Raw genomic sequence first — 20,686 nt, forward strand, 5'->3', positions numbered from 1 at the left:
TGATCCTTCAAGGATGGGAAACAGGACCTGATGCGGGAACTGGTGGTGGCGGTCGATGTGGGAACGACCAGCGCACGCGCGGGCGTGTTCAACCGTCACGGCAGGCTTCTGGCGCGCAGCCGTCATCCGATCCTGATGCGGCGCGACGGCGACCATATTGCCGAGCATGATTCCGAGGACATCTGGCGCGCCACCTGCCATGCGGTGAGGGCCGCGATGGCGGAGGCCGGGGTGAAACCGGACCAGGTGGCAAGTCTCGGCTTCGACGCGACCTGTTCGCTGGTGCTGCGCGACCGGGACGGCAAGCCGCTCAGCGTGTCCGCCACCGGTGATGATCGTCTCGATACGATCGTCTGGCTCGACCACCGTGCCGTGGAAGAGGCCGAGCGGCTGAATGCCAGCCGCCATCCGGTGCTGGATTTCTGCGGCGGCGCCTTGTCGCCGGAAATGCAGCTGCCGAAGCTTGCCTGGATCAAGCGCCACATGCCGCGCAGCTGGCAGAAGGCCGGCTACTTCTTCGATCTCGCCGATTTCCTCACCTGGCGCGCCACGGGGTCGACGGCACGCTCCCGTTCCACGCTGACGGCCAAGTGGAACTTCCTTGCCCATGAAACGGCCGGCTGGCAGCGGGATTTCCTGGCACTGGCCGGGCTCGACGACGTGGTGGGGCGCGGTGCCCTGCCGCTGACGACGCTGCCCGTCGGCGGTCTGGTCGACCGGTTAAGCGAAACGGCTGCCGCAGAGCTTGGCCTGACCACGGGTTGCCTCGTGGCGCCCGGCATCATCGATGCCTATGCGGGGGCGCTCGGCGCGCTCGGCACCACCGTCGGCCGGGCGGGGGAAAGCGGAGATCTGGCGCTGGTTGGTGGAACCTCCAGCTGCCTGGTCGCGCTGTCTGCCACGCCGATCTTCACCGACAGCCTGTGGGGGCCATTTCGCGGCGCGCTTTTGCCGGATCTCTGGCTGGTCGAGGGCAGCCAGTCGGCGGCCGGCGCGCTGCTCGATCATGTGGTGCGCATGCATGCTGCGGGCGGGGATCCGACATCGATCCTCCACCAGCGCATCATCGACCGCATCCGCGTGCTGCGCGAGGGGGAACCCTATCGGCTGGGCGAGCGGCTGAACATCCTGCCGGATTTCCACGGCAATCGCGCGCCGCTGGCCGATCCGCGCGCCACCGGCACGATTTCGGGCCTGACGCTCGACACCTCTTTCGACGGGCTCTGCCAGCTCTACTGGCGCACCTGCGTGGCGCTGGCACTCGGCATCCGCCACATACTGGAAACGATGAAGGCCGCCGGGCATGCGGTGGAGATGCTGCATGTGGCGGGCGGTCACGCGCTCAATCCGCATCTGGTGGAGCTTTATGCCGACGTGACCGGTTATCCGGTGCGGCTGCCTTCGGCGCCGGATGCCGTGCTTCTGGGAACAGCAATGGCCGCCTCGGTGGCGGGTGCCCTGCACACGGACCTCGCCTGCGCCGCCGCCGCCATGGATCAGGGCGGCACGGTGCGCCAGCCGGAAGGACGGGCGCATCCGCACTACGAGCGGGACTATCGCCGTTTTCTCGCCATGCAGCGCCACCGGGCCGAGCTGGAAGCGATCCGCTAAAGCTTCGGACCGAAAAGTGGCAGCCGGTTTTCAAACAGAGCCGATGCGCAGACAGGCGATGCGCAAACAGAAATAGAGTGCATCGTGCCGGCTTCGGTTGTCTGCACGATGCTCTCGCGAGCATCTCCTTGTGCCGCCGGTTTGCCGCACCTACATCGAGCGGAAAGCAATTCCGGCGAAAACGGCAACCGGCTTTCGTCCGGAATTGCGTCAAAACAATCGGACAGAGCGTTTCGGGCGTGTCCGCCTGAAACGTTCTGGACCTACGGAGCCGGACTTCTGATGATCCTCGACGCCGCACGCCTTTCCCTCGTCAATCTCTTTGCGCCGGAAACGCGCCGGGTGTTCTGGAAGGTGCTGGGTCTGACGATCCTGGTGCTGATCGGCCTCTGGCTTGCGCTGCGCGGGGTGTTCATCGGCTATGTCTGGCCCTATTTCGCGGACCTTCTGCCGACGGTGCCGGATTGGGCCGGCTGGCTGGGCTTCGTCTTCGCCATCGCCGCCGGCATCGGACTGGCGCTCGGCCTTGCGCTTCTGATCGCGCCGGTCACGGCGCTGATCGCCGGCCTGTTCCTCGATGACGTGGCGGAAGTGGTGGAAAGGCGCGACTACCCGGTCGATCCGCCCGGTTCCGCCATGCCGATGGCGCGCGCGCTGTTGGAATCGGTGCAGTTTCTCGGCGTTGTCATCCTCGGTAACCTGGTGGCGCTTTTCCTGCTGCTGGTGCCGGGCGTCAATCTCGTCGCCTTCTTCCTCGTCAACGGCTATCTGCTGGGGCGGGAATTCTTCGAGTTCGCGGCCATGCGCTTTCGCCCGCCGGAAGAGGCCAAGGCCTTTCGCCAGAAGCACAAGGGCACGGTGTTTCTCGCCGGCCTTTTGATTGCCTGCTTCCTGGCCATTCCCATTCTCAACCTGCTGACGCCGCTGTTTGCGGCCGGGCTGATGGTGCATCTGCACAAGGCGGTCAGCGCCCGCGATCCCTCATTCGCCCTCGGAGAGCGCCGCCGCCCCGATCATCTGCGCGGGTAGTTCCTTCAGCGGCGCCGGCACGTCGCAGGTTTTTGCCGGATAGCGACAGAGATCGGCGATCACGCAGTGTTCGCATTCCGGCTTGCGGGCCTTGCAGGTGTAGCGCCCGTGCAGGATCAGCCAGTGATGGGCGTGGAACAGATATTCCTTCGGGATGACCCGCAGCAGGTTCTCCTCCACCGCATCCGGCGTGGTGCCCGGCGCCATCTTCAGCCGGTTGGCGATGCGGAAGACATGGGTGTCGACGGCGAGCGTCGGAATGCCGAAGGCCATGGACATCACCACATTGGCCGTCTTGCGCCCCACGCCCGGCAGCCGCATCAGCTCCTCGCGCGTCTTCGGCACTTCGCTGCCGAACTCCTCGATCAGCATCTTCGACAGCGCGATGACGTTTTTTGCCTTGTTGCGGTAAAGCCCGATGGTCTTGATGTGTTCAATGACACCCTCTTCGCCGAGCGCCAGCATCTTTTCCGGCGTATCGGCGATCTGGAACAGCCCGCGCGTGGCGCGGTTGACACCGACATCCGTTGCCTGTGCCGAAAGCGCCACCGCCACGACGAGCGTAAACGGGTTCACATGCTCCAGTTCGCCCTTCGGCTCGGGCCGCTGTACCGAAAAGCGTCGGAAGATCTCCTGCATCTCCGCCTTCGTATAGGCGCTGCGGGCATGCCGGGTGCGGCCTCTCGCCGCGCCATTTGACTTTTGCGAAGTTTGCATGTGGGATTGCGGTTTATCAGTTGCCATATGCACTTCTATGACAAGCCACGGGATGGAAGGCAACGTGGAGAGAGACGACGAACCACCGGTTTTCGCAGCCGAACTGACGCCCTATCGTTCGCTGGGGCGGCAGGGATTTCGCGTGCTGCTTGGCATGACCGGTGTCTTCTGCCTGCTGCATGCCCTGTTTTTCGTCACGACCGGTGCCTGGCCGGTTGTCTTTTTCTTCGGGCTGGATTTCCTGCTGCTCTGGGGTGCCTTCTGGCTGAACTATCGCTCCGGGCGCGCTCGCGAGGAGGTGACGGTATCGCGCACCGATGTGTCGATCCGCAAGTTCTCCCCGGCGGGGCGGATGGTGGAGCATCACTTCAACCCGTTCTGGGCACGGTTTCGCGTGCGCCGGCACCAGGAATTCGGCATCACCTCCATGCATGTGACCGGTGAGGGCCGGCGCACCGACATCGGCTCCTTCCTCAATCCGGATGACCGGGAAAGTTTCGCCAAGGCATTTCGCGGCGCGCTGGCAACCGTCAGGCAACGGATCTGATACGGTACCGCTCCGTCGTTTCGCGGCGGCAGGCACGACAGAGATCGCAAGGCCCGTCGGCAAGCCCTGGGGATTGAACGGAGTTCAGCATCCCGCAGCCCAGGGCCTCAGGCATGTGACCAGCCTTAATGCGCGACCTGTTCCGCTTTTGACGGCGCTGCCTGCTGGTCCGGCTTCGGGCCAGGCGCAGGCTTTTCCTGGCTCGGGGCGGCAACCTTGATCGGGTCGATGCCGTCCTGTCCCGGTCCATGCGGTTCCGTCGCGACAGGCTTGGCTGCGGGCTGCGCCAGCACGGCCGTCTCCTCGCTCCCGAAAACCATGGAGGTCACGCGGGCGAACAGACCGGGCGGCTCTGCCTGTGGCGGAGCGTTCGCACCGGCAGCCTCGGGCGCCGGCGCAGGGGCGCCGTCGCCGCCGGCGTGGCCATCTTCCTTCTTTTCCGCGCCGAAGATCATGCTGGTCAGCGAGCCGAGCAGGCCGCCGTCTTCAACCTCACCCTCGGGCGCCTTGGCAGCAGGTTCGCTGCCGTGCTCGCCACCGGCCGCCGGGGCGTGATCGCCGCCGGCTTCCCCATGTCCGTCCCCGGTCTTCTTGGCTTCGCCCGCTTCGCCGGCATGGCTGTCTGCCGCGCCATGGCCACCGCCATGCGCATCGTTTTTCTTGCCCTTGCCGGCGCCGTGCGCGTCACCGGCGTCTTCGGTCACCGGCGATACGCAGTCGGCCCTGTCTGTGAGGGCGGCCGACAGCCTCTCCACCTCTTCCGGCGGCGGATCGATCCGCGTGCCGAAGAATTCGCCATTGGCCGTGGCATGTCCGTCCACATAGAAGGCCGAATAGGTGATGTCGGAAGGATCGGGTGCCTTGGACAGATCGGGGATGTAGACCACCTGTGCGCCGATCGCCCGGCCGCGCATGGCCGCGCGCTGGGTGGGGCCTGCCTTGTCCAGCACGGTGACCTGAACCAGATCGGCTTTTTCGCCTTCCTGCACCGCCTTTGCCACCCGCAGCGCCGTCTTCAGCCGCGCGGGGCCGTCGCCGCCCTGGGTGAACACATATTTGCGGACCCAGTACCGATGGTCGCGCTTGATCTTGACCAGTTGCAGCGTCGTGCATTCCAGGCCGTTGATCTCTTCATAGGGAGGCCCCAGGATCGTGTCCGCACCAATATACAGGGCGACCGCGCCGCTGCCGCCACCCAGCAGGATGACGCCGCCCAGCACGACCACGAGCTTTCGTGACAGCCGTATCTTGAGGCCTTTCACGCCCGGAACTCCGGCATGCTGAACTCCACTCAACGCAAAACAGGGACCATGGTAGTGGCGGTCATCCTCGCCCATGAGCGTTGAAGAAGCTTTAAGCCGGCGCTTTTCTTGCCCGTCGGTTCGGGCTGCCCTTGCTTTATGGTCTCAAGTTTTTGCGAATGATTTGCAATAGCGTTGACAACGCTGGCAAAGGCGTTAGCTTATATTGCAAATGAGTTGCAAGAGAGGGTTAATGCCGTGCGAATACGCCTGCTTGCTGCCCTGTCGCTGGCGGTAACCGGCCTTCTGGCCGCGCCGGCCCTGGCTGCCGGAAAGCCGAAGGTCGTCACGACCTTCACCATCATCGCCGACATGGCGAAGAACGTGGCGGGTGATGCCGCGGAGGTGGAAAGCATCACCAAGCCTGGTGCCGAGATCCACAATTACCAGCCGACCCCGCGCGATATCCTGCGCGCCCGCGATGCAGACCTCGTGCTGCGCAACGGGCTGAACCTCGAGCAGTGGTTCGAGAAATTCCTCGTCAATCTCGGCACGGTGCCGAGCGTCACTGTGTCGGACGGCGTGGAGCCGATGGCGATTGCCGGCGGCGCCTATCAGGGCAAGCCCAATCCGCATGCCTGGATGTCGCCTGCCAACGGGCTGATCTATGTGGAAAACATCCGCGCCGCACTGAGCCGGATCGATCCCGCCCATGCCGATGTCTATGCCGCCAATGCGAAGGCCTATTCCGACCAGATCCGCGCGACGGTCCAGCCGATCCGCGATCTGCTGGCGACATTGCCGCAGGACCAGCGCTGGCTGGTGACGAGCGAGGGCGCCTTCTCGTACCTCGCCCGCGATTTCGGTCTGAAGGAGCTTTATCTCTGGCCGGTCAATGCCGACAGCCAGGGCACGCCGCAGCAGGTGAAGGCGGTGATCGACGCCATGCGCGACAACCGCATCGGCGTGATCTTCTCCGAAAGCACGGTTTCGCCCGATCCCGCCAGGCAGGTGGCGCGGGAGACCGGCGCGACCTATGGCGGCGTGCTGTATGTCGACAGCCTCAGCGATCCGGATGGCCCCGTTCCCACGTATCTGGAACTGTTGAAGGTCACCACGCAGACGATCGCAAAGGGGCTTGCGTCATGATGATGGGAAAGGTGAAACGGCAGTCGCAGGGGCTTGTCGTCACGGATGTGACGGTTTCCTATCGCAACGGCCACACCGCCCTGCGTCATGCCAGCTTTTCCGTGCCGAAGGGCACCATCACCGCACTGGTCGGCGTCAACGGTGCCGGCAAATCCACGCTGTTCAAGGCCATCATGGGCTTCGTGTCGCTGTCCGGTGGCTCGGTCGAGATCCTCGGCATGCCGGCCCGCGAGGCGCTGCGGAAGAATCTTGTCGCCTATGTGCCGCAGGCGGAAGAGGTGGACTGGAATTTTCCGGTTCTGGTGGAAGACGTGGTGATGATGGGCCGTTACGGCCACATGAATTTCCTGCGCATTCCCTCCCGCCGCGACCACCAGATGGTGACCGAGGCGCTGCGCCGGGTGAACATGGAGGCCTTCCGCAAGCGCCAGATCGGCGAGCTTTCCGGCGGCCAGCGCAAACGCGTGTTCCTCGCCCGGGCGCTGGCGCAGGAGGGTCAGGTCATCCTGCTGGACGAGCCCTTCACCGGCGTTGACGTGACGACCGAGGAACAGATCATCGCGCTGCTGAAATCACTGCGCGACGAGGGCCGGGTGATGCTGGTCTCCACTCACAATCTCGGCAGCGTGCCGGACTTTTGTGATCGCACCGTCTTCGTCAAGGGCACCGTGATTGCCCATGGCCGCACGGAAGACACCTTCAACGAACAGAATCTTGAAAAAGCCTTCGGCGGCGTGTTGCGCCATTTCATCCTCGGCGGCGCCGAACTGCATGATGACGACGACGCCCGCCATGTGCGGGTCATCACCGATGACGAGCGGCCCTTCGTGACCTATGGCGATGGCACGACCGGCACGGTGAAGGCAAAGTCGCGGGAAAGGGCCGATGCTCCAGACGCTTCTTGAGCCCTTCACCTATGGCTACATGCTGAATGCGATCTGGGTCAGCACGCTCGTCGGCTGCGTCTGCGGCTTTCTCTCTGCCTATCTGATGCTGAAGGGCTGGTCGCTGATCGGTGACGCTCTCTCGCATGCCATCGTGCCGGGTGTTGCCGGCGCCTATATGCTGGGTCTTCCCTTCGCGCTCGGCGCCTTTCTGTCCGGTGGGCTGGCCGCGGCCGCCATGCTGTTCCTCAACCAGCGCACGCGGCTGAAGGAGGACGCCATCATCGGGCTGATCTTCACCTCCTTCTTTGGCCTCGGCCTGTTCATGGTCTCGCTCTCGCCGACCTCGGTGAACATCCAGACCATCGTGCTCGGCAATATTCTCGCCATCACCCCGGAGGATACGCTGCAGCTGGTACTGATCGGCGGCATCAGCCTTGTCGTGCTGGCGCTGAAATGGAAGGATCTGATGGTGGCCTTCTTCGACGAGAACCATGCCCGCACCATCGGCCTCAGACCCGACCTTTTGAAGGCGATGTTCTTCACGCTGCTCGCCGCCTCGACCGTGGCCGCGCTGCAGACGGTCGGCGCCTTTCTGGTGGTGGCCATGGTCGTCACTCCGGGTGCCACCGCCTATCTGCTGACGGACCGTTTCGAGCGGCTGATCCTGCTCGCCGCCGCCATCGGTGCCGCGACAAGTTTCCTCGGCGCCTATGCAAGCTATTTCCTCAACGGCGCGACAGGCGGCATCATCGTCGTGCTGCAGACGCTGATCTTTCTGGCAGCCTTCGTTCTTGCGCCGAAGCATGGTCTGCTCGCGGCCCGCCGCAAGCGGGCTCTGGCGCTGGAGGAGGCCGCATGAGCGATCTGCTTGCCATGGCTCTGTTGCCCTTCCAGCTTCCCTTCATGCAGAACGCCTTCCTTGTGACGCTGATGATCGCCGTGCCGATGGCGATGCTCTCCTGCCTTCTGGTGCTGAAGGGCTGGTCGCTGATGGGGGATGCGGTCTCGCATGCCGTGCTGCCAGGCGTCGTGCTCGCCTACATGCTCTCGCTGCCGCTCAGCCTCGGCGCCTTTGTGGCTGGCCTCGCCTGCGCGCTTGCCACCGGATACCTCAAGGAAAACAGCCGCATCAAGGAGGATACGGTGCTCGGCATCGTCTTTTCCGGCATGTTCGGGCTCGGCCTCGTGATGTTCGTCGCGGTGCAAAGCGACGTGCATCTCGACCACATCCTGTTCGGCGACATGCTCGGCATCGCGCCGCAGGATCTGATCGAAACAGGGCTGATCGCGCTGGCCAGCACTCTCTTCCTCGGCATCCTGCGCAAGGACCTCCTGCTGCACGCCTTCGATGCACAGCACGCCCGCGCCATCGGCCTGCCGGTGCGCCTCCTGCATTACGGACTGCTGGCGGTTCTCTCGCTGACAGTGGTCGGCGCGCTGAGCGCGATCGGCATCATCCTCTCCGTCGCCTTCCTCGTCGCCCCCGGCGCCATCGCCTTTCTGCTGACGCGGCGGTTCGCTGCCATGCTGATGGCCGCCATCGCCATCGCCACCGGCTGCACCATCTTCGGCATCCTGTTCGCCTTCTTCATCGACAGCGCCCCGGCGCCCACCATCGTGCTGCTGATGACGGGCGTGTTTCTGGTAGCGTTTGTGCGTCAAACATGGCTATCGTCTCTGCAATCCAGGGACGAGACATCAGGATAGCGGCGGGATGTGGCCAGATCTTCCGTTCGAGTTCATCGTCGAAGGAACTGCCGTCAGCCAGCAAGGATCGCCGCAGGCGAAGGAAAACTGGAAGATGTCCATTCGGCAGGCAGCACGGCGCGCGCTGCCGGAAGGTTCATGGCTGGTCACCGATCCGGTCGCCGTCACAATATTCCTGTTCCCTCAGGCCGAGATGCAGGGAGACATAGACAATCGGGTGAAGCCGATCCTCGACGCCATGATTGCCTGCGTCTATAGCGACGATGCACTCGTGGAGCGCATCGTGGTTCAGAAATTTGAGCCGCAGCGGATATTCGCGTTTCGCAATCCATCGGCGATCCTGGCTGAGGCGTTGGACGCACATCTGCCTGTCGTCTATATTCGGGTGACGGATAACCTACATGAGGAACTGGCAACATGGGTAGCATAGCTTCCAGCGACACGCGTGCCCTGTCCGTTATGTCGGGCCGGTGGGAAAAGCTCGGTTACCAACTTGTCATCGCGCCGGATCCAAATGACTTACCGGATTTCCTCCGTCCACTGAAACCGCAGGCGATCGCCATCAACCGGTTACCCAGGCTCGCGATTTTCGTCATGCGGACGCAGAACCAGAACAGCGACATCAGGCTCGGCCAAATGCGAACCGTCTTCGAGGCTCATCCCGAGTGGCAGATGGAGGTCGTGTATGACACGCAGGAGACCATAGAGCTTGAACGCGTAGCGCCAGGCGAACTGAAAAGCGCCATCAACAGTCTGGAAGCTCTTGCCTCGGTCGAGCCCCGCGCAGCCGTCCTTCTGGGATGGAGCGTGATCGAGGCTGCGACGCGGCGTCTTGAACCGGACCTTGCGGATCGTGGCTTGCCACCTGCTTCTCTGGTGGAACTGCTGATTTCGAGTGGACACCTGGAACAGCAGGATGGGGAGCCAATGCGGCGCCTCGCACGAATGCGCAACGCTCTCGCCCACGGACAGCTCGACACCGTCCCCGTGCCCTCCGACATCGACTATCTGCTTGCGACGGCCAGACGACTGGCGGCCTGAAACAAAAAAAACGGCCCGCCGCAGGGAGGCGAGCCGTTTTCCGGAAACGAGGCTGGCGCGGAGATCAGGCGGCAGCCAGTTCCTTCTTGACCATTTCGCGCAGCGCCAGGAGATCCTTGGCGAAGGCGCGGATGCCTTCCGACAGCTTTTCGGTAGCCATCGCATCCTCGTTCAGCATCCAGCGGAAGGTCTTCTCGTCGATCGGCTGGAACGGATCCTCGGTGATGTTGTCCGGCGAGAGCTTGCGCTCCAGCGTGCCTTCGGCCTTGTCAAGCTCGTCCAGCAGTGCCGGGCTGATCGTCAGGCGGTCGCAGCCGGCCAGCGCTTCGATTTCGCCGGCATTGCGGAAGGAGGCGCCCATGACGATCGTGTTGATGCCGTTCGCCTTGTAGTAATTGTAGATCTGGCGCACCGAAATGACGCCCGGATCGGTCTCGGACGTGTAGTCCTGGCCGGTCGACTTCTTGTACCAGTCGAGAATGCGGCCGACGAAGGGCGAGATCAGGAAGGCCTTGGCATCGGCGCAGGCAATCGCCTGGGCCTTGGAGAAGAGCAGCGTCAGGTTGCAGTCGATGCCTTCGGTCTGCAGCACTTCCGCTGCCTTGATGCCTTCCCAGGTGGAGGCAAGCTTGATCAGGATGCGGTCGCGCTCGATGCCGCGCTCCTTGTAGGCGGCGATGATGCCGCGTGCCTTGGTGATCGAGGCTTCGGTGTCGAAGGAGAGGTCGGCGTCCACTTCAGTGGAGACGCGGCCGGGAACCAGTTCGGCGAGTGCCGCGCCGACGGAGATGGCCAGACGATCGGCAACCGCTGCAATCACCGCCTCGGAGGAACCGTTCTGGCTCTTGCCCCAGGTGACGGCTTCCTTGACGCGATCGGCAAAGACGGGCGTGCCGAGCGCCTTCAGCACGATTGTCGGGTTGGTGGTGCAATCCACCGGCTTCAGGCGTGCAACAGCCTCGATGTCGCCGGTATCGGCAACCACCGTGGTCATGGAACGCAGTTGTTCAAGCTTGGAGGCCATCGGAATTCCTCAGGGTTTTCGATCTGGTGGAAGGACGGCAGTCGTCCTCCGTCATCCTCACTATCTGCGCGCGCCCGCGCGAATGTCAAGGACATTTGCCCATCACATTTGACATTTGTTCCATCCCTGTCGATAGTGAAAGCCCATGAAACGGAGGTGGCGACCGCCTTGGCAAAGCTCAGACGCGAAACCCATGTCGCCTATTCGGAGGCAGCCTCCCTGCGCCTGCGGGCGGCCTGGCTCTACTACAATCAGGGCCTGACGCAAAAGGATGTGGCGGAGAAGCTCGGCATCAGCCGCTCCACCGTGATCCGCATGCTGGACGAGGCGGTGAAGCGCGCCGAGGTGCAGATCTGGATCAGCGAGGGGATCGATGACTGCGTCGATCTTGCGGTGAAGCTGGAAAAGGCCTACCGGCTGGACGAGGCCGTTGTGGTTCCCTCCCCGGAAAAACCGGATGCCGGTTCCATTGCAAGGGCCGTCGGGCTGGCGCTCGGCCAGTTCCTGACGGAAGTGGTGGCGGACGACATGACGATCGGCGTTGGCTGGGGACGCACGATGACCGCCTCTCTCGCCGGTTTCCGTCCTCCGCGGCGGCAGAACTGCAAGGTCGTCTCGCTGCTCGGCGGCATCGTTGCCGTGCATCAGACCAATCCCATCGATTACACCTGGCGGCTGGCGAGCCAGCTTGGCGCCGAATGCTACATGTTCCTTGCGCCGCTTCTGGTGGATTCGGTCGCAACGAAACGGGCCCTGATCGAGCAGTGCGGCCTCAAGACGCTTTACGATCTCGCCGAAAACCTCGATCTCGCCATCGTGTCCTGCGGCGACATCGGCCCGCATTCGACCTCGCTGTCGGAAGGTTTCATCACGCGCGAGACGCTGCAGGAACTGGTTCGCCGCGGGTGCGTCTGCGACACCATGTTCAATTTCCTCGACGCGGCCGGAAACACCATCGATCACCCGATCAACGAGCGGGTGATGTCCATCGATCTCGATACGCTAAAAAAGGCGAAGCACATCGTGCTTTCCTCCGGCGGTGCGCACCGCGCCGAAGCGATCCGCGCCACCATCCGCCGCATCGGCTGCAACACGCTGATCACCGACGAGGGCGCGGCGCGGGAACTTTTGCGGCTGGCGGAGGCTTGATGTCTGTTTGGTTAGACATCGCCGAAATCCGGCGGAAGATGTCTGCTGAGTTCCATCGTATCATGGAGGACGCGGCCTATTCCGATGAGGTCTGACCGGATCTGCCGGAACAGGATCAGGTGCCGTGGTCTGCGGACGATGCCGCTTTCGATGCGTGCGCGCTCGCGGCTGTAACGCAGATGGTAACTCAGCACATCAGGGGCTATGTCCGGGCGAAGGGTTGCTCCAGCTCTGCGGCTGTCCGCTGCCAGATCCTGCAGGGCCGTGACGATCAGACGCTCGTAGCGCTGGGTGGCTTCCGGACCGAAGTCCTCGCGGCTTTTCGCCAGTATGTCACGGATGTCGTTTATTGCGGCAAAGGAGAGACGGATCTCGGCCATGTCCTGTTATGCCAGGTCGTTCCGCTTGTTGCTAGCCTCTTGACTGAGCCTTGCGATGTAGGTGTCGAGTTCGCCCATGGGCACATCGACAAAGCGTCCTTCGTCGATGTCGGAGAAACCGACCGCTGCCGCCTCCCGCAGCGCCTTAAGCTTTGCCGTCTCACGTTCTTCCTGCTGCTCGATCAGCCGCAGGCCGTCGCCCAACACGTCACTGGCGTCCTGATAGCGCCCCGACTGGACCAGTCGATCGATTATGTCCTGCTGATGCTTGGTCAGTACAACGTTGCGGGTGGGCATCTTCAAGGCCTCCATAGACCCCTATCATAAAGGTCGGTGGCATCATCTGCCAAGCCTTCCTTCATCTTTAGCCTAAACCCGCCCCGCCTCCCAGCCGAGAATGGCGCGCTTGCGGGTGAGGCCCCAGTGGTACCCGGTCAGCGCGCCGCTTTTGCCGAGCGCCCGGTGGCAGGGAACGACGAAGGAGATCGGATTGCGGCCGATGGCGGCGCCGACGGCGCGGCTTGCGGTCGGCTGGCCGATGTCGCGGGCAACGTCGGAATAGGTCACGGCCCTGCCGAAAGGGATTTTCAACAGGCTCTGCCAGACGCGCACCTGGAAATCGGAGCCGATCAGAACCACGCGCAGCGGCTCCTCCGACCGCCAGCGGGCGGGATCGAAGATGCGGGTGATGTAGGGGGCGGTCGCCTGCTGATCGGCCACATAATCCGCATTCGGCCAGCGTGTTGCCATGTCGGCAAAGCAGGCGTCGCGGCCGCCTTCGTCATCGGCAAAGGCAAGGCCGGCAAGACCGCGCTCGGTCGCCATCACCAGCGCAAGCCCGAAGGGGGAGGGGTGGAAGCCGTAGCGGATGATGAGCCCGCCGCCCTTCGCCTTCCATTCGCCAGGGCTCATCGCCTCATGCGTGACGAAGAGATCGTGCAGACGTCCCGGCCCTGAAAGCCCGACTTCGTAGGAGGTTTCGAGCAGCGGCAGCTGTTCCTCGCCGAGCAGCCGCTTGGCGTGATCCAGCGTCACCGCCTGCAGGAAGGCTTTCGGCGAGAGCCCCGCCCAGCGGGTGAACACCTTTTGCAGCTGCGTTGGCGACTGGCCAAGCTCCGCTGCCAGCCGCTCCAGCGAGGGCTGGTCGCGATAGTCGATGGTGATCCGCTCGATCACCTGCTTGACGATGGCGTAGTCGGCGCCATCCGGGGTGATGTCTGTGGCGCAGGCGGGCGTGGGGGCAAAGGCATTCATGGGGCAGATCCTCTCGATGACGATGAGTTCACCACGGGCCGCTGCCGGATGCCACCCGAAACTTGCAGCGCGGTTTCGATCCTCGCGACCATGCCTTGCCGGAACGCAAACGGCCCGCCGGGGGCGGGCCGTGAATGATTGCGGGCAATGCTGCCGGGCTCAGTCCGCCTTGTTGCGGCGGGCCGGGAACAGGATCACGTCGCGGATCGAGGGCGCATTGGTGAGCAGCATGATCAGGCGGTCGACGCCGATGCCAAGGCCACCGGCGGGCGGCATGCCCTGGTCGATGGCATCAAGGAATTCGTCATCCAGCTGCTTGTCCTTTTCGCCGCGGGCATGTGCCTGTTCGAGCTGCTCTTCCATGCGGCGGCGCTGTTCTTCCGGATCGTTGAGTTCCGAGAAGGCATTGCCCACTTCCCAGGCGTTGCAATAGGTTTCGAAACGCTCCACGAGACGCGGTTCGCCCGGCACTTCCTTGGCAAAGGGCGAGATGTCCTTCGGGAAATGCGTGACGTGAGACGGCTGGATCAGCGTGCCTTCCACCTTCTCCTCGAAGATGAAGGCCAGGCATTCGCCCCAGGTCCAGTCCTTCTCCACCTCGAAACCGGCAGCCTTGGCGGCGGCGCGCGCTTCCTCGTCCGTCTTGATCGCGAGGAAGTCGATGCCCGTTGCTTCCTTCACGGCATCCGGCATCGGCACGCGCTTGAACGGCCCCTTGAAGGAGAGCACCTTGTCGCCGAAGGTGACGTCCGTCGTGCCGTGAATGGTGGTGGCTAGGTTTTCGAACAGGCGCTCGACCAGCGCCATCATGTCCTCGTAATCGGCATAGGCCCAGTAGCACTCCATCATGGTGAACTCGGGATTGTGCCGGGTCGAGACGCCTTCGTTGCGGAAATTGCGGTTGATCTCGAACACCTTGTCGGAGAGGCCCGAAACCAGCGTGCGCTTCAAGAAAAGTTCCGGCGCAATGCGCAGATACATGTCCATCTTCAGCGTGTTGTGGAAGGTCTTGAAGGGATCGGCCGTCGCCCCGCCATAGACCGTCTGCAGCATCGGGGTTTCCACTTCGAGGAAACCTTCGCTCTCCAGGAAGCGGCGGAAGCCGGAGACGATCTTCGAGCGCTGCTGGAAGCGCAGCTTGCTCTCGTCGTTCGACATGATGTCGAGATGGCGCTTGCGGTAGCGCAGTTCGATGTCGGATACGCCGTGCCACTTTTCCGGCATCGGCAGCAGCGACTTCGTCAGCATGGTGATCTCATGCGCGTTGATCGTGAGCTCGCCGCGCTTGGTGCGACGGACAAGGCCGGTCACGCCGATGATGTCGCCGATGTCGATCATCGACAGCATCTCGCGGGCCGCTTCCGGCGTCGTGTCCTTGTGGGAGAAGATCTGCACCTTGCCCGAGGCGTCACGGATATCCATGAACATGCCGGAATTGCGCGAGGAATAGACGCGGCCGGCAACGGTCACGATGTCCTGCGTTTCCACATCCGGTTCCAGCCCCTCGTATTTCTCGGCCAGCTCCGCATTGGTCATCGTGCGGTGGAAATGGGCGGGATACACGTCGCCGATCTTGTCGCGCAGCAGTGCCAGTTTCTGGCGGCGCACTTCGGTGGCGTCGGAGGAGAGGGCGGTTTCGGTCTTCTGTTCGGTCATCGGTTATCGCCTTTTGGGGCCGTGTTGTCTGTTTGCCGGCGCGGCTGCCTGGTGATGGCGCTCCGAGCGGCCCTGCATTCGTCATCCTCGGGCTTGACCCGAGGATCCATTCATCGGCTTGAGGAGCCTTCCAGGATCTGACCTTATCGCGTCTGGTCCTGGATCCTCGGGTCAAGCCCGAGGAGGACGGAAGAAGGCGTCAACGGTGTCTCTGATGGAGACCCGCCTGTCCGTCTTTACTTCTCTGCCCCCACCATGGATGCCACCACGGTTGCTGCGATCTTCAGGCGCTGGCGCACCACGGAGCGGCCGAGCAGCGCCATCGAGTCAAACAGCGGCAACGAGCGCTGGCTGCCGGACATGGCGACGAAAAGCGGCGGCGTGACGACGCGCAGCTTCTTGCCCAGCTTGTCGGCAACGGCGCGCAGTTCCTGGTCGATGCTTTCCACCGTCCATTCCGGCATCTTCTCGAAATCGGCTTGCACGGTGTTGATGATCTCCAGTGTCTCGGCGGGCGAGGTCTTCAGCCCCCCGAAGGAGGCGGGCGTCAGGCCCACATCGCTGGCCAGCAGGAAGCCCGCCAGGTTCGGCAGTTCGCCGAGCTTCGACACGCGGCTCTGGGCCAGCTTCAGCCCTTCCGTCAGGCGCTGGTTTTCCGAGGCCCATTCGAGGGTGCGGGCAATGAACTCTTCCGGGGAAAGCTTCTCGCGCAGCCAGCGGCCGTTCAGCCAGTCGAGCTTCTGGATGTCGAAGATGGCGCCGGCCTTGGAGAGTGCCTCCGGATCGAACTTCTCCGCCAGTTCTTCCATCGACAGCAGTTCCTCGCCTTCCGCGATCTGGATGAAGAACAGGCCGAGGAAGTTCATCAGTGCTTCCGGCAGATAGCCGAGTGCCGAATAGTAGGAGATCGAGGTCGGGTTCTTGCGCTTCGACAGTTTTGACTTGTCGGCATTGCGCATCAGCGACAGATGCATGAACTTCGGCTCCTGCCAGCCGAAATAGCGATAGAGCAGGATGTGCTTCGGCACCGAGGCCAGCCATTCCTCGCCGCGTGCCACATGGGTGATCTTCATCAGATGGTCGTCGATGACGTTTGCCATGTGATAGGTCGGCATGCCGTCGGCCTTGATCAGCACCTGCATGTCGACGGACGACCACGGGATCGACACATCGCCATAGACGCCATCGTTGAATTCGCAGGCGCCCTCGGTCGGGATCTTCATGCGGATGACGGAGGTTTCGCCCGCCTCCATCTTGGCCGTCACTTCTTCGGCGGAATAGCGCAGGCACAACCCGTCATAACCCGGCGCCTTTCCGGCCGCGCGCTGCTCCTCGCGCATCTTTTCCAGCCGTTCGGGCGTGCAGAAACAGCGGAAGGCATGGCCCTTGTCCAGCAGTTCCTGGGCATAGGGCTGGTACATGTCCTTGCGGTCGGACTGGCGATAGGGGCCGTAGGGGCCGCCGACATCCGGGCCTTCCTTCCATTCCAGACCGCACCAGCGCAGCGCGTCCAGCACCTTTTCCTCGAACTCGCGGGTGGAGCGGGTCGCATCGGTATCCTCGATGCGCAGGATGAACTCGCCGCCGTGCTTCTTCGCGAAGAGATAGTTGAACAGCGCGATATAGGCGGTGCCGACATGCGGCTCGCCGGTGGGTGAGGGTGCGATACGGACGCGGACGCCGGAAGTGGTCATGAGTGCCTGCTCGAACTTGGAAAAACGCGCCGCAAAACGGGCGCAGACTGCCGTGCTTGGATTGCAGGCCTTAGCGCATATTCTGCGGGAAGCGTCAAGATTTATGCGGTCGGCGGGCCGGTTCACCCATCAGTTCACGGGCCAGAACCACATCAGGGTTGGCACGCTCACCACCAGGATGAGGAAGGAGAGCGGCAGGCCGAGGCGGGGATAGTCGGAGAAGCGATAGCCCCCCGGTCCCATCACCAGCGTGTTGCACTGGTGCCCGACCGGCGTGAGGAAGTCCGATCCGGCGCCGATCGCCACCGCCATCAGGAAGGCTTCCGGCCGATAGTGCAGGGTGGCGGCAAAGCTTGCGGCAATCGGGCCCATGACCAGCACGGTGGCCGCATTGTTGAGGAAGGGTGTCACCGCCATCGCCGCCAGCATGATGAGACCGATGGCCCCGTAGGGCGGCAGGCTATGGGCAACATGGCCCAGCCAGTCGGCGATCAGTTCGCTGCCGCCGCTGGTGCGCAGCGAGTCCGACACCGGGATCAGTGCGCCCAGCATGATCAGGATGGGGCCGTCTACGGCCTTGTAGAGATCGTTGAGCGGCACGGCGCCGAAGATGGCCATGCCGAGGGCCGCCGCGAAGAAGGCAACCGCCACCGGTGCATAGCCGAGTGCGGTCGCGGTCATGGCCAGAGCAAGAATGATGATCGGGATCAGCGCTTTCCGCTGCGTGCCGAGCATCACCTCCTGCTGGGCCAGCGGCAGAAGCGCCAGATCCTGCAGCACGATGGGCAGCGTCTTTCGTCCGCCCTGCAGCACGATCACGTCCCCTTCCTGCAAAACGAGGTCCCGCAGGCGCTCCCGCAGCCGTTCGCCGCGGCGGCTGACGGCCAGAAGGTTGACGCCACGGGTATAGGAGAGCGCCAGTTCGCGGGCGGACAGCCCGGCCAGCACCGATTGGCGCGAAATGACCGCCTCGATCGAAATCAGGTCCTGCTGGGTGCGGCCGCCTTCGTGCAGCGCCTTGCCGGATAGTTTCAGCCGGCCGCCGGAAATCACCCGGTCCAGCACCGCCGAGCGACCTTCAAGCACCACGGAATCATCCTCGCGCAGGATGAGATCGGGAAAGGGCGACATTCGGGTCGGGCCGCGCAGCACGGCGGTTGCCACCACCTCGCCATCGCCGAGCTTCAGCAATTCGCTGAGCGGCTTGCCCATTACCGAAGACTGGCCGGTCACCATGGCCTCGGAGGCGTAATTGGAGATTTCCACCGCTTCCTCGATGCTGCTGGTCTGCTTGCGCCGCTCCGGCACCAGCCAGTAGAAGAACAGCAGGAAGGTGATGCCGACCAGCGCCAGCACGCCGCCGACCGGCGTGAAATCGAACATGGTGAAGGGCGTGCCGGTCATCTCGCCGCGCAGGCGGGAAACGACGATGTTGGGCGAGGTGCCGATCTGCGTCATCAGTCCGCCGAGCAGGGCGGAAAAGGCCATTGGCATCAGGTAGCGCGAAGGAGAGACACCGGCGCGCCGGGCAAACTGGAAGGCGACCGGCATCATGATTGCCAGCGCTCCGATATTCTTGATGAAGGCCGACAGAACCGCGACCGAGATCATCAGCAGCGCCAGCTGCGCCCGCATGGAGGTGAGGTGCGGAAACATCCGCTTGATCAGCGTGTCGACGATGCCGGATCGGGCAACGCCGGCGCTCACGACCAGTGCGCTGCCGACGATGATGACGATATCGTCGGAGAAGCCGGAAAAGGCGTGTTCCACCGGCACCACGCCGAGTGCCACCGCCACGACCAGTGCACAGCAGGCAACGACATCGTAGCGGAAACGGTCCCAGATGAACACGGCCATCATGCCGGCGATCACGGAAAAGGCGAGGATTTGCTGGGTGGTCATGTCGCTCCGGGCGGGGGTGCCGGCTGACGTGGCGCCGGGTGGAGGAACTTTGCGATGCACCTAATTACATTGTCATCGACAAAGTTCCAAGCCGCAAGGCGGATGGTGCGGCTCAATGAAGCGTCGTGCCGCTCTGGCCCGCTTGGCGCTTGCGCTGCCTGGCATTGCGGGCCAGCATGTTGAGGACTTCCACCAGCGCCGAAAACGCCATGGCCGCATAGACATAGCCCTTGGGCACATGGAAGCCCATGCCTTCGGCAATCAGCGTGGTGCCGATCATCAGCAGGAAGGCGAGCGCCAGCATCACGATGGTCGGGTTCTTCTCGATGAAATTGGCCAGCGGCGTGGCGGCCACCAGCATCACGGTCACGGCGGCGATAACGGCCACCACCATGATCGGCAGATGCGGCGTCATGCCGACGGCGGTGATGATGCTGTCGATCGAAAAGACGAGGTCCAGCAGCAGGATCTGGCCGATGGCGGATGCGAAGGATGCGGTGACGGGATTGCCGACCATGTTGTCCTTGTGGTCCTCCGGATCCACGCTGTGATGGATTTCCTTCGTCGCCTTCCACACCAGGAACAGACCGCCGGCAATCAGGATCATGTCCTTCCACGAGAAGCCCTGGCCGAAGACCTCGAAGACCGGTTCCGTCAGCTGCACGATCCAGGCCACGGTGCCGAGCAGGCCAAGCCGCATCAGAAGGGCAAGGCCGATGCCGATCTTGCGGGCCTTTTCCCGGTTTTCCGCCGGCAGCTTGTTGGTCAGGATGGATATGAAGATCAGGTTGTCGATGCCGAGCACGACCTCCATGACGACGAGCGTTACAAGCGCCACCCAGGCCGCCGGGTCCTGCACGAGCTGAACGATATCCTGCATGATTCGAATTCCCCATGCCGGAGGAAGCCCGGCAACGGGAAACTAGAACATCGCCCGAAGGAATCAAGCGCCAGATCCGACCGGCGGGCCGGAGCGGCGCAAAGGGTGTGGATCAACCGCCCCGGCTGTCCCGGCGTCCATAGCCGGCCATGAACAGACGCACCGCGCTTTCCACCTGCTTTTCGATCTCCTCAAGCGGCGGCGGTTCCGTCATGTGGCCGAACAGGCGCAGCTTCAGGAAGGTGCCGCTGGACAGTTCGATGAAATGGCGGGCGGCGCGGCTGACGTCATCGACCAGCAGCGCGCCCTTGGCGACCTGCCGGATCAGGAAACGCTCCAGAAAGAAGCGGATGTTCATCGAATCATCCTGGAAGAAGCGCTGCGACAGGATGGGCATGCGCGGTGCCACGCTGATCATCGTGCGCATGGCCGAAATCGTTCCCTCGGTGGTGATCTTGCGGGTGAGGGCCACGCCGAAGCGGTAGAGCCCTTCCTCAACCTCTTCGCTGCCATCGAGAATGTCGCGCATGGATTCGGCCAGCCGTGTCCGCTCCTGCTCCATCATGGCCGCGAAGAGATCGTCCTTGCTGTCGAAGTAGACATAAATCGTTCCCTTCGAGACGCCGGCTTCCCGCGTGATGTCGTTCATGCTGGCGGCGTCGAAGCCAAGCCGCATGAACACCGCCTTGGCGCCCTCCATGATCTGCTCCCGCTTCGCCGGGTCGGCGCCCGCGGCAAAGCGCCCGGGGGAACAGCCAGCCTCGGCGGGGGGGCATTTCTTCTCCTGCATTCTCCACCCTGTTTGTTCATCTTTTCGA

General features: G+C 63.3%; 21 protein-coding genes. 10 read left to right on the forward strand and 11 right to left on the reverse strand.

Translation table 11 applies throughout. The features are described 5' to 3' along the window. The first annotated feature begins 30 nt into the window (after positions 1-30). Together KLP42_RS04665 and KLP42_RS04670 are read left to right on the forward strand one after the other, a co-directional pair. Positions 31-1,611, forward strand: a complete 1,581-nt coding sequence (locus KLP42_RS04665; RefSeq protein ID WP_215565029.1) for an FGGY-family carbohydrate kinase — start codon at positions 31-33, stop codon at positions 1,609-1,611. A gap of 282 nt (positions 1,612-1,893) precedes the next feature. Then, a complete protein-coding gene (locus KLP42_RS04670) occupies positions 1,894-2,640 on the forward strand; it encodes a sulfate transporter family protein (protein ID WP_215565030.1) in 747 nt (248 codons plus the stop codon). Here KLP42_RS04670 and nth read toward each other — a convergent pair. Then, complete coding sequence (gene nth / locus KLP42_RS04675) at positions 2,593-3,384, reverse strand: endonuclease III (protein ID WP_215565031.1); 792 nt, start codon at positions 3,382-3,384, stop codon at positions 2,593-2,595. The genes KLP42_RS04670 and nth overlap by 48 nt on opposite strands. A gap of 25 nt (positions 3,385-3,409) precedes the next feature. On the opposite strand from nth, the gene KLP42_RS04680 reads away from it, so the two are divergent. Then, positions 3,410-3,904: a DUF2244 domain-containing protein gene (locus tag KLP42_RS04680; RefSeq protein ID WP_215565032.1), complete on the forward strand. Its 495-nt coding sequence runs from the start codon at positions 3,410-3,412 to the stop codon at positions 3,902-3,904. A gap of 125 nt (positions 3,905-4,029) precedes the next feature. Here the strand turns inward: KLP42_RS04680 and KLP42_RS04685 are convergent, their stop codons facing one another. Continuing rightward, complete coding sequence (locus KLP42_RS04685; RefSeq protein WP_215565033.1) at positions 4,030-5,166, reverse strand: hypothetical protein; 1,137 nt, start codon at positions 5,164-5,166, stop codon at positions 4,030-4,032. Positions 5,167-5,403: 237 nt separating this feature from the next. Between KLP42_RS04685 and KLP42_RS04690 the strand changes: the two genes are divergently transcribed. From KLP42_RS04690 to KLP42_RS04715, 6 genes are read left to right on the forward strand one after another with little or no spacing between them, the layout of a single operon-like run. Next, positions 5,404-6,294, forward strand: coding sequence for a metal ABC transporter substrate-binding protein (locus KLP42_RS04690; RefSeq protein ID WP_353844813.1), 891 nt, complete (start codon positions 5,404-5,406; stop codon positions 6,292-6,294). Further along, positions 6,291-7,199: a manganese/iron ABC transporter ATP-binding protein gene (locus KLP42_RS04695; RefSeq protein ID WP_502941265.1), complete on the forward strand. Its 909-nt coding sequence runs from the start codon at positions 6,291-6,293 to the stop codon at positions 7,197-7,199. The genes KLP42_RS04690 and KLP42_RS04695 overlap by 4 nt, the downstream gene beginning before the upstream one ends. Beyond that, a complete protein-coding gene (locus tag KLP42_RS04700) occupies positions 7,180-8,040 on the forward strand; it encodes a metal ABC transporter permease (RefSeq protein WP_215565034.1) in 861 nt (286 codons plus the stop codon). The genes KLP42_RS04695 and KLP42_RS04700 overlap by 20 nt, the downstream gene beginning before the upstream one ends. Further along, on the forward strand, positions 8,037-8,888 hold the full coding sequence (locus tag KLP42_RS04705; RefSeq protein ID WP_215565035.1) for a metal ABC transporter permease: 852 nt from the start codon (positions 8,037-8,039) through the stop codon (positions 8,886-8,888). The genes KLP42_RS04700 and KLP42_RS04705 overlap by 4 nt, the downstream gene beginning before the upstream one ends. A 7-nt stretch (positions 8,889-8,895) precedes the next feature. Further along, positions 8,896-9,318: a RusA family crossover junction endodeoxyribonuclease gene (locus KLP42_RS04710; protein WP_215565036.1), complete on the forward strand. Its 423-nt coding sequence runs from the start codon at positions 8,896-8,898 to the stop codon at positions 9,316-9,318. After that, positions 9,306-9,929, forward strand: coding sequence for a hypothetical protein (locus tag KLP42_RS04715; protein ID WP_215565037.1), 624 nt, complete (start codon positions 9,306-9,308; stop codon positions 9,927-9,929). Before KLP42_RS04710 ends, KLP42_RS04715 begins: the two co-directional genes overlap by 13 nt. 64 nt (positions 9,930-9,993) lie before the next feature. Here KLP42_RS04715 and tal read toward each other — a convergent pair whose 3' ends face one another. After that, positions 9,994-10,953: a transaldolase gene (tal, locus tag KLP42_RS04720; protein WP_215565038.1), complete on the reverse strand. Its 960-nt coding sequence runs from the start codon at positions 10,951-10,953 to the stop codon at positions 9,994-9,996. A 168-nt stretch (positions 10,954-11,121) separates the two neighbouring features. Between tal and KLP42_RS04725 the strand changes: the two genes are divergently transcribed. Next, positions 11,122-12,102 carry a sugar-binding transcriptional regulator gene (locus KLP42_RS04725; RefSeq protein ID WP_215565039.1) on the forward strand — a complete coding sequence of 327 codons (981 nt, stop codon included), beginning with the start codon at positions 11,122-11,124 and terminating at the stop codon, positions 12,100-12,102. A gap of 11 nt (positions 12,103-12,113) precedes the next feature. Here KLP42_RS04725 and KLP42_RS04730 read toward each other — a convergent pair whose 3' ends face one another. From KLP42_RS04730 to KLP42_RS04765, 8 genes are all read right to left on the reverse strand, one after another. Further along, complete coding sequence (locus KLP42_RS04730) at positions 12,114-12,482, reverse strand: type II toxin-antitoxin system RelE/ParE family toxin (RefSeq protein ID WP_215565040.1); 369 nt, start codon at positions 12,480-12,482, stop codon at positions 12,114-12,116. 6 nt (positions 12,483-12,488) lie between these two features. Then, complete coding sequence (locus tag KLP42_RS04735) at positions 12,489-12,779, reverse strand: type II toxin-antitoxin system ParD family antitoxin (protein ID WP_215565041.1); 291 nt, start codon at positions 12,777-12,779, stop codon at positions 12,489-12,491. 72 nt (positions 12,780-12,851) lie between these two features. Next, positions 12,852-13,736 carry a methylated-DNA--[protein]-cysteine S-methyltransferase gene (locus tag KLP42_RS04740; protein WP_215565042.1) on the reverse strand — a complete coding sequence of 295 codons (885 nt, stop codon included), beginning with the start codon at positions 13,734-13,736 and terminating at the stop codon, positions 12,852-12,854. Positions 13,737-13,895: 159 nt separating this feature from the next. Then, complete coding sequence (lysS, locus tag KLP42_RS04745; protein WP_215565043.1) at positions 13,896-15,392, reverse strand: lysine--tRNA ligase; 1,497 nt, start codon at positions 15,390-15,392, stop codon at positions 13,896-13,898. Positions 15,393-15,628: 236 nt separating this feature from the next. Beyond that, the gene (gene gltX, locus KLP42_RS04750; RefSeq protein ID WP_215565044.1) at positions 15,629-17,086 is read right to left on the reverse strand and encodes a glutamate--tRNA ligase; all 1,458 of its coding nucleotides are present in this window, start codon (positions 17,084-17,086) and stop codon (positions 15,629-15,631) included. A gap of 129 nt (positions 17,087-17,215) precedes the next feature. Beyond that, positions 17,216-18,988 (reverse strand): SLC13 family permease, encoded by a 1,773-nt coding sequence (locus KLP42_RS04755; protein WP_215565045.1) that lies wholly within the window; start codon positions 18,986-18,988, stop codon positions 17,216-17,218. A 112-nt stretch (positions 18,989-19,100) separates the two neighbouring features. After that, the gene (locus tag KLP42_RS04760; RefSeq protein ID WP_215565046.1) at positions 19,101-19,868 is read right to left on the reverse strand and encodes a TerC family protein; all 768 of its coding nucleotides are present in this window, start codon (positions 19,866-19,868) and stop codon (positions 19,101-19,103) included. Positions 19,869-19,980: 112 nt separating this feature from the next. Then, a complete protein-coding gene (locus KLP42_RS04765) occupies positions 19,981-20,658 on the reverse strand; it encodes a TetR/AcrR family transcriptional regulator (RefSeq protein WP_215565047.1) in 678 nt (225 codons plus the stop codon). Between the last annotated feature and the right edge of the window lie 28 nt (positions 20,659-20,686).

Source organism: Rhizobium sp. CSW-27 (assembly GCF_018760785.1).
GTDB lineage: Bacteria > Pseudomonadota > Alphaproteobacteria > Rhizobiales > Rhizobiaceae > Neorhizobium.

What these genes read in the sequence shown, in the direction of transcription:
- KLP42_RS04665 (WP_215565029.1), top strand. Translation starts at nt 31, where the DNA reads ATGCGGGAACTGGTGGTGGCGGTCGATGTGGGAACGACCAGCGCACGC.
- KLP42_RS04670 (WP_215565030.1), top strand. Translation starts at nt 1,894, where the DNA reads ATGATCCTCGACGCCGCACGCCTTTCCCTCGTCAATCTCTTTGCGCCG.
- nth (WP_215565031.1), bottom strand. Translation starts at nt 3,384, where the DNA reads ATGGCAACTGATAAACCGCAATCCCACATGCAAACTTCGCAAAAGTCA.
- KLP42_RS04680 (WP_215565032.1), top strand. Translation starts at nt 3,410, where the DNA reads ATGGAAGGCAACGTGGAGAGAGACGACGAACCACCGGTTTTCGCAGCC.
- KLP42_RS04695 (WP_502941265.1), top strand. Translation starts at nt 6,291, where the DNA reads ATGATGATGGGAAAGGTGAAACGGCAGTCGCAGGGGCTTGTCGTCACG.
- KLP42_RS04700 (WP_215565034.1), top strand. Translation starts at nt 7,180, where the DNA reads ATGCTCCAGACGCTTCTTGAGCCCTTCACCTATGGCTACATGCTGAAT.
- KLP42_RS04705 (WP_215565035.1), top strand. Translation starts at nt 8,037, where the DNA reads ATGAGCGATCTGCTTGCCATGGCTCTGTTGCCCTTCCAGCTTCCCTTC.
- KLP42_RS04710 (WP_215565036.1), top strand. Translation starts at nt 8,896, where the DNA reads ATGTGGCCAGATCTTCCGTTCGAGTTCATCGTCGAAGGAACTGCCGTC.
- KLP42_RS04715 (WP_215565037.1), top strand. Translation starts at nt 9,306, where the DNA reads ATGGGTAGCATAGCTTCCAGCGACACGCGTGCCCTGTCCGTTATGTCG.
- tal (WP_215565038.1), bottom strand. Translation starts at nt 10,953, where the DNA reads ATGGCCTCCAAGCTTGAACAACTGCGTTCCATGACCACGGTGGTTGCC.
- KLP42_RS04730 (WP_215565040.1), bottom strand. Translation starts at nt 12,482, where the DNA reads ATGGCCGAGATCCGTCTCTCCTTTGCCGCAATAAACGACATCCGTGAC.
- KLP42_RS04735 (WP_215565041.1), bottom strand. Translation starts at nt 12,779, where the DNA reads ATGCCCACCCGCAACGTTGTACTGACCAAGCATCAGCAGGACATAATC.
- KLP42_RS04740 (WP_215565042.1), bottom strand. Translation starts at nt 13,736, where the DNA reads ATGAATGCCTTTGCCCCCACGCCCGCCTGCGCCACAGACATCACCCCG.
- lysS (WP_215565043.1), bottom strand. Translation starts at nt 15,392, where the DNA reads ATGACCGAACAGAAGACCGAAACCGCCCTCTCCTCCGACGCCACCGAA.
- gltX (WP_215565044.1), bottom strand. Translation starts at nt 17,086, where the DNA reads ATGACCACTTCCGGCGTCCGCGTCCGTATCGCACCCTCACCCACCGGC.
- KLP42_RS04755 (WP_215565045.1), bottom strand. Translation starts at nt 18,988, where the DNA reads ATGACCACCCAGCAAATCCTCGCCTTTTCCGTGATCGCCGGCATGATG.
- KLP42_RS04760 (WP_215565046.1), bottom strand. Translation starts at nt 19,868, where the DNA reads ATGCAGGATATCGTTCAGCTCGTGCAGGACCCGGCGGCCTGGGTGGCG.
- KLP42_RS04765 (WP_215565047.1), bottom strand. Translation starts at nt 20,658, where the DNA reads ATGCAGGAGAAGAAATGCCCCCCCGCCGAGGCTGGCTGTTCCCCCGGG.